Annotated in this window: 19 protein-coding genes and 1 pseudogene; 6 read left to right on the top strand and 14 right to left on the bottom strand. The window is 41.9% G+C overall.

Features of this window, described 5'->3' with window-relative positions; all coding sequences use genetic code 11:
- The first annotated feature begins 205 nt into the window (after positions 1 to 205).
- Positions 206 to 601 (top strand): hypothetical protein, encoded by a 396-nt coding sequence (locus FNW02_RS31425; protein ID WP_191761366.1) that lies wholly within the window; start codon positions 206 to 208, stop codon positions 599 to 601.
- Here FNW02_RS31425 and FNW02_RS31420 read toward each other — a convergent pair whose 3' ends face one another.
- Both FNW02_RS31420 and FNW02_RS31415 read right to left on the bottom strand, forming a co-directional pair.
- Positions 602 to 1,531 (bottom strand): tyrosine-type recombinase/integrase, encoded by a 930-nt coding sequence (locus FNW02_RS31420; protein ID WP_191761365.1) that lies wholly within the window; start codon positions 1,529 to 1,531, stop codon positions 602 to 604.
- A gap of 220 nt (positions 1,532 to 1,751) precedes the next feature.
- Positions 1,752 to 2,399 (bottom strand): tyrosine-type recombinase/integrase, encoded by a 648-nt coding sequence (locus FNW02_RS31415; protein ID WP_191761364.1) that lies wholly within the window; start codon positions 2,397 to 2,399, stop codon positions 1,752 to 1,754.
- 102 nt (positions 2,400 to 2,501) lie between these two features.
- Here FNW02_RS31415 and FNW02_RS31410 point away from each other — a divergent pair, with 102 nt between their 5' ends.
- Both FNW02_RS31410 and FNW02_RS31405 read left to right on the top strand, forming a co-directional pair.
- Positions 2,502 to 2,771, top strand: a complete 270-nt coding sequence (locus FNW02_RS31410) for a hypothetical protein (RefSeq protein WP_191761363.1) — start codon at positions 2,502 to 2,504, stop codon at positions 2,769 to 2,771.
- A gap of 58 nt (positions 2,772 to 2,829) precedes the next feature.
- The gene (locus tag FNW02_RS31405; protein WP_348535479.1) at positions 2,830 to 3,570 is read left to right on the top strand and encodes a hypothetical protein; all 741 of its coding nucleotides are present in this window, start codon (positions 2,830 to 2,832) and stop codon (positions 3,568 to 3,570) included.
- A 208-nt stretch (positions 3,571 to 3,778) separates the two neighbouring features.
- On the opposite strand, the gene FNW02_RS31400 is transcribed toward FNW02_RS31405, so the two are convergent.
- The 11 genes and pseudogenes from FNW02_RS31400 to FNW02_RS31350 all read right to left on the bottom strand — a co-directional run bounded on the left by FNW02_RS31400 (position 3,779) and on the right by FNW02_RS31350 (position 11,073).
- Complete coding sequence (locus FNW02_RS31400; RefSeq protein WP_191761362.1) at positions 3,779 to 4,570, bottom strand: hypothetical protein; 792 nt, start codon at positions 4,568 to 4,570, stop codon at positions 3,779 to 3,781.
- Entirely contained in the window at positions 4,567 to 4,788 is a 222-nt protein-coding gene (locus FNW02_RS31395; protein ID WP_191761361.1) for a helix-turn-helix domain-containing protein, read from the bottom strand. Before FNW02_RS31395 ends, FNW02_RS31400 begins: the two co-directional genes overlap by 4 nt.
- Before the next feature lie 163 nt (positions 4,789 to 4,951).
- The gene (recD2, locus tag FNW02_RS31390; protein ID WP_191761360.1) at positions 4,952 to 7,210 is read right to left on the bottom strand and encodes an SF1B family DNA helicase RecD2; all 2,259 of its coding nucleotides are present in this window, start codon (positions 7,208 to 7,210) and stop codon (positions 4,952 to 4,954) included.
- Positions 7,211 to 7,286: 76 nt separating this feature from the next.
- Positions 7,287 to 7,538 carry a hypothetical protein gene (locus FNW02_RS31385; protein WP_191761359.1) on the bottom strand — a complete coding sequence of 84 codons (252 nt, stop codon included), beginning with the start codon at positions 7,536 to 7,538 and terminating at the stop codon, positions 7,287 to 7,289.
- 435 nt (positions 7,539 to 7,973) lie between these two features.
- Positions 7,974 to 8,189 carry a hypothetical protein gene (locus FNW02_RS31380; protein ID WP_191761358.1) on the bottom strand — a complete coding sequence of 72 codons (216 nt, stop codon included), beginning with the start codon at positions 8,187 to 8,189 and terminating at the stop codon, positions 7,974 to 7,976.
- A gap of 425 nt (positions 8,190 to 8,614) precedes the next feature.
- A complete protein-coding gene (locus FNW02_RS31375) occupies positions 8,615 to 8,824 on the bottom strand; it encodes a hypothetical protein (RefSeq protein ID WP_191761357.1) in 210 nt (69 codons plus the stop codon).
- A 6-nt stretch (positions 8,825 to 8,830) separates the two neighbouring features.
- Positions 8,831 to 8,995, bottom strand: a complete 165-nt coding sequence (locus tag FNW02_RS31370; protein ID WP_225226033.1) for a hypothetical protein — start codon at positions 8,993 to 8,995, stop codon at positions 8,831 to 8,833.
- Positions 8,996 to 9,131: 136 nt separating this feature from the next.
- Positions 9,132 to 9,416, bottom strand: coding sequence for a hypothetical protein (locus FNW02_RS31365; protein ID WP_191761355.1), 285 nt, complete (start codon positions 9,414 to 9,416; stop codon positions 9,132 to 9,134).
- Positions 9,417 to 9,494: 78 nt separating this feature from the next.
- Positions 9,495 to 9,620 (bottom strand): annotated as a pseudogene (locus tag FNW02_RS40260) (HNH endonuclease); the annotation flags it as partial.
- A gap of 216 nt (positions 9,621 to 9,836) precedes the next feature.
- Positions 9,837 to 10,787, bottom strand: a complete 951-nt coding sequence (locus FNW02_RS31355; protein ID WP_191761354.1) for an RNA polymerase sigma factor, RpoD/SigA family — start codon at positions 10,785 to 10,787, stop codon at positions 9,837 to 9,839.
- 67 nt (positions 10,788 to 10,854) lie between these two features.
- Positions 10,855 to 11,073, bottom strand: coding sequence for a hypothetical protein (locus FNW02_RS31350; protein WP_225226032.1), 219 nt, complete (start codon positions 11,071 to 11,073; stop codon positions 10,855 to 10,857).
- 311 nt (positions 11,074 to 11,384) lie between these two features.
- On the opposite strand from FNW02_RS31350, the gene FNW02_RS31345 reads away from it, so the two are divergent.
- Positions 11,385 to 11,834, top strand: a complete 450-nt coding sequence (locus FNW02_RS31345; RefSeq protein WP_191761352.1) for a hypothetical protein — start codon at positions 11,385 to 11,387, stop codon at positions 11,832 to 11,834.
- A complete protein-coding gene (locus tag FNW02_RS31340; RefSeq protein WP_191761351.1) occupies positions 11,834 to 12,238 on the top strand; it encodes a hypothetical protein in 405 nt (134 codons plus the stop codon). Before FNW02_RS31345 ends, FNW02_RS31340 begins: the two co-directional genes overlap by 1 nt.
- A gap of 110 nt (positions 12,239 to 12,348) precedes the next feature.
- On the opposite strand, the gene FNW02_RS31335 is transcribed toward FNW02_RS31340, so the two are convergent.
- Positions 12,349 to 13,590, bottom strand: coding sequence for a hypothetical protein (locus FNW02_RS31335; RefSeq protein WP_191761350.1), 1,242 nt, complete (start codon positions 13,588 to 13,590; stop codon positions 12,349 to 12,351).
- Between the two features lie 160 nt (positions 13,591 to 13,750).
- Here FNW02_RS31335 and FNW02_RS31330 point away from each other — a divergent pair, with 160 nt between their 5' ends.
- Positions 13,751 to 14,461: an IS6 family transposase gene (locus tag FNW02_RS31330; RefSeq protein WP_191761349.1), complete on the top strand. Its 711-nt coding sequence runs from the start codon at positions 13,751 to 13,753 to the stop codon at positions 14,459 to 14,461.
- Positions 14,462 to 14,515 lie beyond the last annotated feature (54 nt).

Raw genomic sequence — 14,515 nt, 5'->3', positions numbered from 1 at the left:
GATCGCTGCTGGAATCTATTTGCTGCTTTGTTTAGTTTCTGGTTATTCCTCGATTAGGACTCCAGCTTTAATTGTGAGTTAACTACGAATTATTTTGACCTATTATAGGGAGGGTTATGTTGGTCAGGTGTTTAGAAGCTTAGTAAGACAAGCACAATTGATTTAATGTTTCCCACTAATGGTCTATATTGATGACGAGAAAATGTTGAGCAACAATGAAGATTTCAATGCTGAAAATCTGCCAAAATCGAGCCAGCCGATTGAAAAAGAAGAATTTATCTCAATGGTAGCAGCGATTAAAGAACAACATCGTATTGAATTAGAACGCTTGGAGCAAGACTTGAGAACAAGCTTGTTTTTGTCAGTAAAACAAGCGGCACAAGAAAGGGCGAAAGAACAACTCGAATCATGGCAAAAGCTGATCAAAGAGCAGAAGCAAGAAAGTATTCAGTTGCACAAGCGTATTAAAGAGATGGAATCGCTACAAAAACGACAGTTGAAGATTGAGAATCAACAACTTCAAGAGCGCCTAAGAGAATTAGAAAACATGAAGAGAACATCAACTCCCAAAGACGGATTTTGTTTTTTTCATCATTTCTAATCAAATATCCATCAAGTTCAAAGCACTGCTATCATTGGGTCTAGCTTTGAGGTAGCGATCAGTAATCGCCAGATTGGAGTGACCCAAAGTATCTTTTACCAGTACAGGGTTAGTTCCCCGCTCAATAGCATGTGATCCGTGGGCATGACGCAACCAGTGAGCTGATACTTTATCATTTAGCCCAGCTTCAGCGGCGATCGCTTTCACAATCGGGTGCAAGTTTTGGCGCTCCAGGTGTCCACCCTTTTGACTGGAGAAAACTGCATCTGTGGCACTAGCATTTCCCCTAAACTCCATCAATTCATTCCACAGTTTCGGCTTGATAAGAATAGTGCGGTTTTTGCTGCCCTTAGCTTTTCGCACATACACCTGACCACTGTCATTTCTAGAAGTCAAATCTGCCCAAGTTAACTGACAAATTTCGTTTGCCCGTAGCCCCGCCTGGTACAACAGCTTAATGATCAGCAGATTTCTTTTAGCTGTGTACTGTCGCCTGGGAGTTTTGGCAAGTTCTAGATGTTTTTGTGCTGCTCGTACCATTAATTTGATATCTGCTTCGTCGAGATAACGTTCGTTGATTACGTCTGGTATTTCTCCGAGTTTTATTGCCATGCCTACATTAAAAGGGATATACCCAATTTTGTGAGCGAAACTGATCAGGCTTTTGACTGCGGCAATGTAAATGCGCCGGGTACTGTCAGCTTGTCCTTGAAATTGTGTACTGTATTCCACCAAATCTTCATAGGTTACTTTCTTAAGGGGTTTGTCTAGGAAATCCAGGAACCGCCTAATGTAACGCCGATATGCCATAACAGATGAATCCGCTTTCCCATCCAACCACAAGCTAATCAACTTCGCCTCTGCTTGCACTGCCCCAAGAGAAGCGATCGCCTTTCGGTACTTGTTTACGTGGACGAGAGAAAGAGTCATTTTTCCTACTCCCTAATTAATCAGACACAATCACAGTTTCGTCTGGTTTTATAGTGTCTGATTTTTATTGTCCCTCGTTATGGGCATTCCAACTCACTTTATTTAATTGACTAAATTGTGTAATTTTGCTTGTAGTCGGTCAATAATACTGGAGCTAGCGCAACTATATATACAAGTATGGAGATAGAATAGCAGCCCACAAAAGACAAGTTTTCTTACCTTATGTACTAGATGTTCCCTTAGTTTCGGGCTGTAGGACGTAATAGTTTATTAAACCGATGTTGTCTATTGGAGATAGCTTTGCCAAAGAAGATACTGCCCCTTGCACTTGTAGCGGATGAACCTCTAAATATGTGTGAAGCCCTGCCAAGTTACCGTGTCCCGAAACTTCCGCGATAACTCGCAATGGAATTTGATCATCACTCATAGAAGTCAATGCCGTGCGACGAAAGCTATGGGTGCTTATTCCTTCCAAATTTACACTAGCACAAGCTTCCCTAAGTATTTTGGCTGCCGAATCTGAGGTGATGTGTCCCCGCCCATGTCTTCCAGGAAACAAATACACTTCCCCTGCTTGGGGTTGGTATTGAGTCAACAAACTTTGCAGATTTTCAATTATCGGAATGGAGCGAGTTGCTAACTTTCCTTTGGTGTTGGCTTTGCGAATCGTGAGGTGCGAACGCACTTGCCCTCTTGTATCATATATATCAGCGCTGAGCAGGGTCACAACTTCGTTAATTCTCGCGGCAGTGAACAGGGCAGTAGCAAAGATGGTGCGATCACGGCTTGAAGACAACCCGTCGGTAAATAGCAACTGTATTTCCTCATGGGTGAGAATTTTCGCTTTCCCGTGGCGATCTCGCTTCATCTACCATACACCGTGATTTTCACCGCATTTTTTAGTTTACGCGGGACGGCTGAAAATCGCTAATAATACAAAAATACTATTATCACAATGTGGTAACAAAATATGACTGAAAGAGGCGAGATTTACAATCATAACGGCAAGGCAACGGCAGCAAGTTTTGAATCGCGGGATTTGGCCCAAAGATTTGCTACGGCTATCGGTGAGTTTAACTGGCAGACAGACTACTTAAAGTTTTGTGAACTTTTGGAGTTAGAGCCAAGCGATTATGCATACGAACAATACCAATATTTCCAGCAACTAGCGGAATCGCTGACGAGATTCAACGCAGAATCACTAGCGAAGATGATTGATGCGGGGTTAGGCAGAAAGTAACGCACTAATCATGGTACTGTCTAGGTAACTATCTTCCAGTCCTGGCGCTCAATCAGTCGTGGACAGTTCCGGTTTACCTAGACATCACCCAGAGATGAGCCAAACAGGGAAAAACAAGAAACTGGCATCTTTCAACTGTGACCAAAAGATGTGGGAGCAGTTTATTGCCCGTTGCAATTCTGAAGGCACGACGGCAACAACCACACTCACCCAATTTATCAAACGCTATCTGGATGATTCCCTAGATGATCTTGATAAAATTGTCAGCAATGATTTAGATAAACGCCTGGACTCTATGATTAAGGCAAGGATTGAGGAGTACTTGGAGGAGTACTTGGTTACTAGTAATAATAATAGCGCCAAAGAGGAAAATCAAGCGATATTAGCTATTTGCTCACGACTTGATAAGGTGGAGTCACAGTTGTTAAGTGAATCTAATAGTAAGGAAGCCGAAGCAATCCCTAATCTCACTGAATTAGAACAAAAAATTGAGGGGATGGCAGCTCGAATCAAACAATTGACCGAAGCAATTCTTAAAATTCAAGATTATCTCAACAACCAACTCAAGCAAACCAAGAAATCGTACAGCAATTCATATTATCAACGGACTACTCAAAGAATTCAACCGCTAACCGAAGAAGGTTTGGCTACAAGACTTGGTGTTAATGTAGAAACTATACGTGAACAGCGAAATAAGCTGCACCTACCGCTTTTTGTAGCTTGGTGTAAGGGGAAGGATAGAGCGGGTATGGGGTGGGAATTTCATGAAAATACGGGGTTATATTATCCGGTAAGTTAGTATTACAAAAAAGTAGTTCTAGTTGACTACACTCATTCCTAGCCTTCAGGTAAAAGATATGCACCTCTGAAAAAATCAGAAGCAAGTCAGTCATTATGCCCCTGTTTCTCATTACTTTTTTGATTAATGAAAATAGTGCTTCACAATTACGTATATTGAAAGTGAAAGTACCGCAATTATCTCAGGTAGATACTTACCTGTTATAGAGTTAAATATCAAAAATTTTAATCCAATCAACAGTTAAGAATATAAAAGTTATTTGCAACGTTAGATAAGCTGTGAACTTCTCTTTCCACTCTGGTGTTTCGGTATCTAAATCTAACAACTCTGGCAGAGATTGCAAAGCTGTTGGATGGCACAAACAGCACAACATTCTCTGCCGAATTTCCTTCATTGACTGGCTAGATAAAAATAATTCTAGAGCCTCTCTAGCAACTTTACAGTGTAACTTCCAGTTACTTTTATTTTCCTTGAGGAAAGTATCAAAGAAAGGTTTAGCTTCTGTGGTAATTGCTATTAATGGGTCTTTTTCTGAAAGCAAAATCTCAGTTCTAGGTAGAGTATTGTCAAGAATAAACTCTACATTGCCTTCCAAAATTTCTTTTCCGTAATCAACAACTTCACTTAGGAGTTTTACCTTTTTTACATCTTCAGCAGACTTTGACCAGCTTTTCAAACTGATTGTCAAGTTGTGTTTTAAGTACTTCCATAAAGATATTCTTAACTTGTCTAACCTCTGTCCCTTAGCCTTAGCAGAGATAATTTCAACATCTTGTTTAGTGTATCTGCCGACTCTTAATTCACAGGCTGAGACTTCTTTAACAGCTTTGTGATGTACGAAAGAAGAGGGGATTTGTATTTCATTTCTAATATGGGATTTCCTCAAAAATACTGGCTCTTTGCAGTTTGGGCATTTTAAGAAGCCTTTATAGTCATTATAATCAGCTTCATCAGCAATAATTAATTCACCCCCCAGTTTCCCCAAAGTTGCGTATTTCATATTTTTGTCAGCTTCCGGTTTCGTCCTCCATTTGGGGTCATCCACTTTCCAGAATGGTCAACTTGAAAGTTGATACCTCCATTAGAAAGTGCGTATAAAATTTGTTTAACCGTGTTCGGGTGTGTATCGGTTTGATTGCCTATCTCTTCATAGGTGAGGTAAATACCCTGTATACATTCTAGGATAGCGATCGCCCTTCTTTCTGCTCTACCTATCAAGGGGTAATAGCCAAGCCTGCTCCGAAGGATGCAAATCGAGAAAGCGCCCAATTTGGGGAGCGAGTTTTGTTAGTCTATCAACGGTTGACTGATCCATGTTTCAATCCCTATACGGGGATATGATAATACAAAAATATGAGTAAATAGCCAGATACCTGCAAGCTTAAACTGCAACTGGTGGACGCCCTGGTGACTGAATTAACCTAGAACGCAATCGCGTGTAGCGCTCTTGGTCGTCAGTAGAACGCACTGCCAGGGAGATTGCTTTTTTAGCACCAACGACAATGGCTAACTTTTTGGCACGGGTTAACCCAGTGTAAAACAGGTTACGGGACAGCATCATATAATGCTGCATAAAGATAGGCAGAATCACCACCGGATATTCTGACCCCTGACTTTTATGTACGGTAACGCTCCAGGCAAGGGCAATTTCATTTAAGTCTGCGTAATCGTAAACGACAGTCCGCTCACCTAACTGCACCACGACTTCTTGCTCAACAGTATCAATGCTCTGGATAATCCCCAAGTCGCCGTTGAAAACTTCTCGATTGTAGTCATTGGTCAGTTGAATAATGCGATCGCCCTCTCGCAATAAATTCCCGCCTCTGGTAATCTCCACCTTGTCGGGGCTGGGTGGATTAATTAACTGCTGCAACACAATGTTGAGATTACGAGTTCCCACAAGTCCTCGCGTCATGGGACAAAGCACTTGAACATCAGTCGCCGGGTTAAAACCAAGTCGAGGAATCAAGTCAGTAATCAACTCGCAAATAGCTTGCACGCCGTGTTCTGGTTCAAACCCGCCGCCATGCCAGATGCAGTCACAGACGGGATTATCACTTATTGGCTCGATTGTGGGATACTGTCCTCGGTTGATTTGGTGCGCGGCGGTGATAATTGCACTCTGTTGGGCTTGGCGAAAGACCTGGGTTAACCGCACCACTGGCACACGACCAGAATTGATCAGGTCAGCGAGTATTTGACCGGGGCCCACGGATGGCAGCTGGTCGATATCACCCACCAACAGCAATTGAGCGCCTTCTGCTACTGCTTTAACCAAGGAATATGCCAGAAACAAATCAAGCATACTCGCTTCGTCAACGATAATTGCTGTATGCGGCAAAGGGTTATCGCGATCGCATTTAAAGCCCATTGTTTTCGGGTCGAACTCTAAGGTGCGATGAATAGTCTTAGCCTCAAGCTGGGTCATCTCACCCAAGCGTTGAGCAGCGCGTCCAGTGGGAGCAGCTAGGGCGATAGATTTACCCATTGCTTGCCACAAGCTAACGATCGTGTGGGTGGTGAAAGTTTTGCCGCAACCAGGGCCACCAGTAAGAATCATCACCCTGGAGTAAGCAGCCATTTCTACTGCTTCTCGTTGCTGTGGTGAAAGTTGGATTTTGCGACTTAAAGTAAAGCGCTCGATCCAGTCACGGACACGTGGCATATCTTGTGCAACTGGTTGGCTTAATTTAGATTGTATCAATTGTGCTAAATTCTGTTCAGTGTGAAAATAAGTTGGTTTGTAGCAAAGTAGTGTTTGGTCTTCGCCCTTCTCTCGGATGAGGTCATCTTTGAGTGCCATGTCTTTAATGATGTCAGCGATCGCGTTTTCTTTCGGTTCGTGCGATTCTGTAGTCAGCAGTTTGATGACTTGCTCAATTAATTCCGGCTGTGGTAAGTAGCAATGACCATCGGCAGCAGCCTCACCTAAAACATGAATTAAACCAGCACGGTAACGAAACTCGCTATTCGGTGCAACTCCCAAATTAAAGGCAATTTTATCAGCAGTCAGAAAACCAATACCGTAGATGTCAGTAGCTAACTGGTAGGGGTTGCTGGTGACAGTGGCGAGCGCCTCATCTTTGTACTGTTTATAAATCTTTACCGCATAGGTAGTAGAAACGCCATGACTTTGGAGAAACACCATCACCTCCTTGATGGCTTTCTGTGTCTGCCAAGCGGTTTGAATTAATTTGATGCGTTTTTTGGCAATGCCCTGAACTTCAATCAAGCGCTCAATCTGATTTTCAATAATCTCCAGAGTTTCTAAACCAAAGTGAGCAACGATGCGCTTGGCTGTGACTGGGCCCACGCCTTTAATTAGACCACTACCTAAGTATTTCTCAATCCCGGTGAGTGTGGCGGGTTTGGTTTCTCGGTAGTTGACGACTTGAAACTGTGGGCCAAACTGGGGATGGTCACGCCAAAAACCAGTTAGTTGCAGAGTTTGCCCTGGTTGAATATTAGCGAAACTGCCGACGATTGTTGTAAGTTCAGTGGCACGAGGGCGCACCAGGCGTGCCACAGTGTAACCCGATTCAATAGAGTAGAAGGTCAGGCGTTCTACTACTCCGGTAATTGTTTCGTGCGGGACAGATGTATTTAATTGCTGAGGGGAAAAGATTGGTGAAGTGGACATTACTTTTTAAGAACGCCGCACATATAAGAGCGGCTTCATTATAGTACAAAAATACCAACTGCTACACCAGCATTAATTACCCCGCGATGTCTTTGCCACTTTTATAAGTCATCGCTCTTGGTTTCCTTTTCTTGAGAGGAACTGCCGATTTCTTAGGTGCTTGAGGACGACGGCATTGTTCACAGTAGAGCGGTCGCGGGCCAAAAGTCTCACGTTGTGTTGGTTGTTGGCACTGCTGACAGACGAAGTTGAAAACGCGAGTGTGAATCGTTCGCTGATGCGCTCGAACAACATACTCTTTGACATCGATAATCTTGCTGCTTGGCATGGTCTACGTGAAGTGTTTTTCTCTCTATATATAAATATAATCTTTAACTCCTGACTACTTATAAGCTTTGTTTGAGATGCCGTTGGTAGTCAAGCCAATTCGCAATTCGCAATGGGCTAAACGCCCCGCTCCGAAGAGAGCAATTCGCAATTAAAATCAGTGAGAGCTTGAACTCATCACTCTCTGACAAAGTTGAGCCAGTCGCAAGGGAAAGGGTTCTCCGACTTGTGAGAACTGGCGTCTGAGCTTAGCCTCGCAATCTCACTTTGCGCTGATTCAAGACCACGCTCATCAAAGATTCAGTGGGGGCTTGTACCCTAAATTAGTCAATTAACAATTTTGTCCGCAATTGCGAATTGCGATAGCGCAGCGGTAGCGACGTAGGAGCGTCACTGCGAATTGCGAATTGGTGTGACTGTTAGCCAGTAATTATTCTCAACCACAATTGAGACAACGCATACAAACTCTAAAAGCTGCTAAAACTGTAATTATTTCAACTAGCAATTGAAATAAAGGAGGCGTGAGAGCAAAACCCCAAGTTAGAGAAATCGTGAGAGCAAAAAAAGCAGCAACACGATTAATCTCGTCTGTGGTTCTCAAAGCGAAAAAGAAAATACATACACCAATTGCCAATAAGATGAAACCGCTCATAGTTAGTGTTTTAGAGTGTTTAAGAGTGTTTTCGGGAGCAAGCTAGGGCAAACGCATCTAAACTACAATAATCCTTTAATGGCAAGGGTTTCGGCGTTTTTTTAATTTAGCCGATTTTTTCAGCAAGATCCTTATTCAGCAAGGTTTTCAGGTTTTACGTGCGTTTGCCCTGGGTGTAAGGACGAGCCTCACAATATAATTTGGCATTTTCTCCATTTCGTCACATGAGGCTGGCGACTCTTCCTCTTTCTCTTCCTCTTCCTCTATTTCTTCATAAGAAATAAATTCCACTTTAGGGTTGTCTTCCGCGATTGACGTAAATCGCTTTTCTATATCGTTGGAATAAATGATGTCGCTGTCTGGTTCATCATCATCTGGGTGTTGGAAAACAATTTTGTATTTAGGCAGAATTCCCTTTTTGATACCTAAACATCCAATTTTTTACACAACTCTTGTGACAGAACTTCTTTCGTTTCTAAATTATTAGCAATTGCATCCTTCGCAATGCTTAAATCAGCATAATTAAGAACTTCCTGCCAATATTTAGTAGAATCATTCCAATAATTAATTTCTTCTAAAATCTCTTGGCTGCTCATTTGAGAAGCAATTTCTGCAACTTTCTGTTTATCAATCATAAATCCCTATTTCGTCACTACATAAGCATAAATACTGACAAGTAACCCCCCGATAATTGCTCCAGGGATACCAGCCGCCAAAACTCCCAAAAATGCGCCCCCGCTAGCTAGAGCCAAAACTCGATCACCTCGTTCCCAAAAATTCATAATTCCCTTTTTGTTGCTTTTCAATTCCAAATTCTTCTATATTCTCCCAAGAAGACCGCCAAGTTTTCTTATTGATTTCAATTAAATCTGATTCCCCGTCACGATAAAGTATTTCTTGTTCCTCGCCATCTTCATCTACGTAGTCATCTTTAATTACGAATTACGCGCTTCGTAGCGGGGCGTAGCCCATTACGAAGCGCGTAATTATTTGGTCACTCTTATAAGTCATCGCTCTGGGTTTCCTTTTCTTGAGAGGGACTGTTGATTTCTTGGGTGCTTGAGGACGACGGCATTGCTCACAGTAGAGCGGTCGCGGGCCAAAATTCTCGCGTTGTGTTGGCTGTTGGCACTGCTGGCAAACAAAGTTGAATATGCGAGTGTGAATCGTTCGCTGATGCGCTCTGACGGTGTACTCTTTAACATCGATAATCTTGCTGCTTGGCATCGTATTAATCTATAAGTCTCACTCTATGAATATAGTTTCTTGTTTATCACATAGTGGTGCAATAGATGTGCATCAAAACTAAAGGCGCTCGTCTAGAAACAAGGATAACTGCCCTGGTGAAACATTGCCCCGTCCAAATCGGTGGTAATCAAGATGGCAGCTACTACAAAGGCAAATCAAGTTTTCGAGCCTGTTATCAGACGGATCGAAGTTGTGGTGATGTACCTGTAGGTTATATACCTGACGTTGGGATTTAGACCAGCCTTGTGGTTTTCACCTGGACGTAGGCAGGGGCGATTACAACGAGAGCAGCGCCAGTCGCAGGATTCTTTGATAGATGTGGCCAATTGTTTCCAATCTTTAGGGTAGCGAGTTCGACTCATACAAATATCTGAGAGAGCAGCAACACAACAAATCGCACTAATTAATAAGATACTCTTTGATGTTGTCTTGGTGACGACGAAGAATAGTCATTGCTTGATGCTCGATTTTAACAACTCTTTCTCGACTCAGTTTAAGACGTTTTGCAATTTGGTTCACGCTCATTGGGCGATCGCCCTCCAATCCAAAGCGTAGAGTAATTACTTCTCGTTGCTTCTCTTTGAGCAATGCCAGCAAGTTGCTCAAGTCTTGGTACAAAAGTTCTTGATTGATTTGCTCCAAAGGAGAATTGTCAGGCACAGGCAAGATATTGATCAATTCGGTTTCTCGTTCATCTCCGACTTTCATCTCTAAAGAAACGGGGTTTTTCGAGACATTTAGAGATTCCCGAATCAAAGAAGGTTTAAGTTTTAAGGACTCGGCAATCTCTGTCACGGTGGGACGACGACCGAGTGATTGAGACAGTTCTCGCTCTTGGTTCTTGATTTTATTGAGCCTTTCGTTAAGATGAATTGGCAGTCGAATAGTGCGAGACTTTTCTGCTATAGCTCTTGTGATGGACTGGTTAATCCACCAGTATGCATAGGTAGAAAGTTTGTAGCCGCGATTGGGATCAAACTTTTCAATACTCCGTTGCAAACCCAGTGATCCTTCTTGAATCAAGTCGGGAAACTCTAAATTACGGTTCTGGTATTTTTTAGCGATCGCCACTACCAGCCGTAAATTAGCTATCACCATCTTCTGTTTTGCTCGTTGCCCCTGATTCAGGATTTGACTGATTTCAGCTTCGGTTTTACCCAGAGTTGCAGCTAATTGGGAGTCGGTTGGTTGTCGGTTTAGCTGTTGTGTGAGGGCGTTTCTTTTTTGCTCAACTTCTATCATCTGCTGCACCTGCCTTGCGTATGCAATCTCTTGAGAGGGAGACAATAGAGGGTAGCGACCGATTTGCTGGAGGTAGGAGTGAACTAGGTCGGAAGTTGCGGTAGTCATACTTTTATTGATTGTGGTGGATGATTTCTAAGTTTTTGATAAAACATTAGTTTGTCTCAATGTTTTATCAAAAAGTTAAACGCCAATAATTTAACGAAGGAAGAGGGAAGAAGAAAGAAGGAAGAGGTCTTCTTTCTTCTTGCCAAACGGGTTTAAGTCCCCCATCAAATCTATGATTTGATGGTCTGCAATTGGTGGTGGATTTAAATCCACCACCAATTGTCCTTCTTCCTTCTTCCTTCAAACTTCTTCCTTCGTTAAATACTTCAATATTTGATGTGAGCATCAAAGGCTAAATATATATTACTTGAAGATTGCAATCAAGTAAATATAAAAAGCTTCGCTACATTGAGATGGAAGTCTCTTTTATAATCAAAGAGAAACCACTACGCTTTATCGAGATTGAAGTCTGAAGCCAGATAATTCATCTCTCTTGTCTAAGCAAGAAAAACCGCTACGCTACATCGAGATTGAAAGATTAAGCTCACCTCGCGCTGCCTTGTTAAAAACCTCTTCATTTGCAAACAAGGTCTGAAACCGTGCTGGCGAGATGTTTTTGAGAAATTCGGGAAACTAAAAAAATTTAGGAGCAAAGAAATGAACGTTCAAAACGTACTTACTTTGGCTATTGAAGCTATCTTTTGGGCATTTGTCGGGATTATGATGTTTCAGTTTATTACTGAAGTTTTCGTTACAGCCAATGCCAATAGCACAATGATTTCGATTAGCTTGCCAGATGTAATCAAAGAATTCACCCCAGTTGTAGCAGAAGTAGAAATCGCACCACAATTACAGACTTTTCAACAATTGCCCGACCCGTGGGAGTTAAAATCCGATAGTTACGATAGTACTAATTCAACTGTTGCAGTTATTCTCCCATTCCCTACATTGAGATTACTGCCACCAGTCAAAGAAATCAAGCCAAAATCAAAATCAGCTACTCGTTCTAAGAAAACTGAGCCAGTTGCAAAAAAGAAAACAACTAAAAAGACTGAGGCGACACTAACAGCGAAGCGCAAGCCGGGTAGACCACGCAAAGTTGCATAATGAATTCTACATATTGTTGTTTAATGGTTGCTTTGGATCACATTCCGAGCAACCACTTTTTGTTAGAGATAGCAAGAGATGAAATAACTATTGCCGTCAAATGTGCCAGTGAATATGAGTTAACTTGGCATTCTATCATCTGGATTCGCTCAAATATCCGAACCAAAAGAAGGATAAGAGAGCAACTTAATCATCTGGCTTTTGATTGTTATACCCACCTATTGGAAGCAGTGGATTACTTAAATCAGTATGCAGACTTGATGAATGAACAAAGTTACCGACCAGCCAAATGGTGGGATGAAGTTAGTTGTAGTTTGTACTTAGCTTACATCTCAATCAATACAGAAAATAAGCGGGAAATATCGACTAGACAGTTAAGGTTGTTCGAGATTAACAGTCCTTAATTAGAGGTAAAGAGCGTAGCAAAAATAAACGAATTAGTGCATTAGCTGATTTTTTGATTGCTGAAAAATAGTGTTCCCGATCAAACGCAATGCTTTCTTGCGATCGCTAACTACAATTCCATGCCACCAGACCTAACTGGCGATAATAGTTGATCAACTTTGGCATTAGCTTGTTCAAAAGTTTGAATTATATCTGGAGATACTTTATTAGTTTGGACTTTACCTGATTGCACACTTAAAACTACATCTCCATTTTTTTGAGAGATGATTAGATCTTTGCGCTCAGGGTTTAAAAATATATCATAAATTTTTCCTTTGACCTGAAATGAACCATCTGATGTTGATTCCCCTAGAATGGGACTAATCCGCCCTGCTATTTGGGTCAATCGGCTAAGAATTCGGTATTGTTCAGTGTCCTGGTTCATTGCAAAGAGTGCTTTTGAAGATAATTGCTGAGTTGATTTAAATCGCTCGGCTACTTCCACAATTCGTTTTTTGTATGACGATGGTTTACCCAACTTGTCAGCAGCAGCATACCAATCCCTCAAATCATCAATTACTGTGCGGTTTACCACACCATCCGGTTCGGTTTTCACTTCCTTGGGAAGAATGGTTGGAACTTGAGAATTTATTGTTTTTAAGGAAGGAGGCGTAGGTTTGGGTGTAGATTGTCGTGTGGTTTGAGGTGTGGTTTGAGTGCTTTGTCGATGGGGGTTCAGCGCTAGTTGGTCTGGAGCTTTAAGAAATTGCGGCCGTGCAGCGAGGGAGTTAACGAGTTGCTGATACTCACTTGCTGATTCAATTACTACTCCAAATTTCTTGGTCATGTTCTCCCAAGTTTTGGGAGGAATTGAAGTAGTAACCAAGTTAAACACTGCCAATCCTTTTTTAGTTTCCCTGATCACATCTTCGGGTGGAACTTGAGAGAATTCAACATTATGATTCGTCAGCCATTTGCTCACCGTCTCGACTTTGTGATTATCAACCGCCATGCCTATTAGTCCAAGTGTTTTATCTGATGGATTGGTGAACAAGAAAGTAGGACGGTCTTTAATTTTTTGGAGAATGGGAGCAGCTTGCTCGACCATGAATTGTTGCTGAGTGTCGGGCGATTGTTTAACTCCAAAAGCAATAGATTCTTTCGTCCACTCTTGGGGATATTCAATAGTAGTGGGATCAATCTTGGCGTATGTGTGGGAGAAATTACTTTGGAGTGTAGAAGGTGCTGGCGTTAGCTGTCCTGACTTGAGTAGTCCAAACTGCCTGAGCGCGTCTTTATCTTTCTTAAAATGCAATACTCCCAACGGTTCACCATTGAGAAATACTGCATCTCTGGTTTTGGTGGGCGGCATTTCAAGCGTTACTTTTCGGTAAGAAAGATCTGAGAATATCTCGCCGGGAAAATCATAGAAGTTAATTTTGTTAATCTTGAGGGTTCTGTTGCAAAAACAGGTGGAGTTCTGCTAAGAGTAGAAATTATACTTAATAAGCCTCGCCACTGACATTGTATTCATGAACCCTAAGCAACCATTCAAATGGCGTCATTTTCAATCGGAGATCATATTGCTATGTGTGCGGTGGTATCTGCGATACCCACTTTCGTATCGGCATTTGGAAGAAATGATGGGAGAGCGGGGACTATTGGTAGACCACACAACAGTGTATCGTTGGGTACAAGCTTATGCCCCAGAAATTGAGAAGCGATGCAGAGCATACTTGAGTCAAACCAATGATTCTTGGGGAGTGGATGAGACATATATAAAAGTGAAAGGTGAGTGGAAATATTTGTATCGTGCTGTTGATTCAAATGGCAATACTATTGATTTTATGTTGAGTGCCAAACGCAACGCACGAGCAGCAGAACGATTTTTCCGTAAGGCTTTAAAAGCTTGTCATAACAGAACTCCACGAGTCATCAACGTCGATAAAAATGCCGCCTATCCACCTTCAATTGATGAACTCAAAAAGTCAGAATTATTGCCCGATGATTGTGAATTACCACAAGTTAAATATTTAAATAATAATATTGAGCAAGATCATCGATTTATCAAACGATTGGTTAAACCAGGAATGGGATTTGCCTCATTCAACACGGCACGACGAACATTAAGGGGTTACGAAGCAATGAACATGATCCGAAAAGGACAAATTCAAGGAGTTGAAAAAGGTGACATTTTAGGTCAACTAGAATTCGTATATCAAATTTTCGGAGTTGCTGCATAACAAGAACCTATTAATAGGGAAGCTCTGTCCTAACAAAGTTTTTGCAACACAACC

Origin of the sequence: Komarekiella delphini-convector SJRDD-AB1, from assembly GCF_014831675.1 — a bacterium.
GTDB lineage: Bacteria > Cyanobacteriota > Cyanobacteriia > Cyanobacteriales > Nostocaceae > Komarekiella.
Note: the sequence above shows the minus strand (reverse complement) of the source record. Positions and strands in the feature narration are given on the sequence as shown.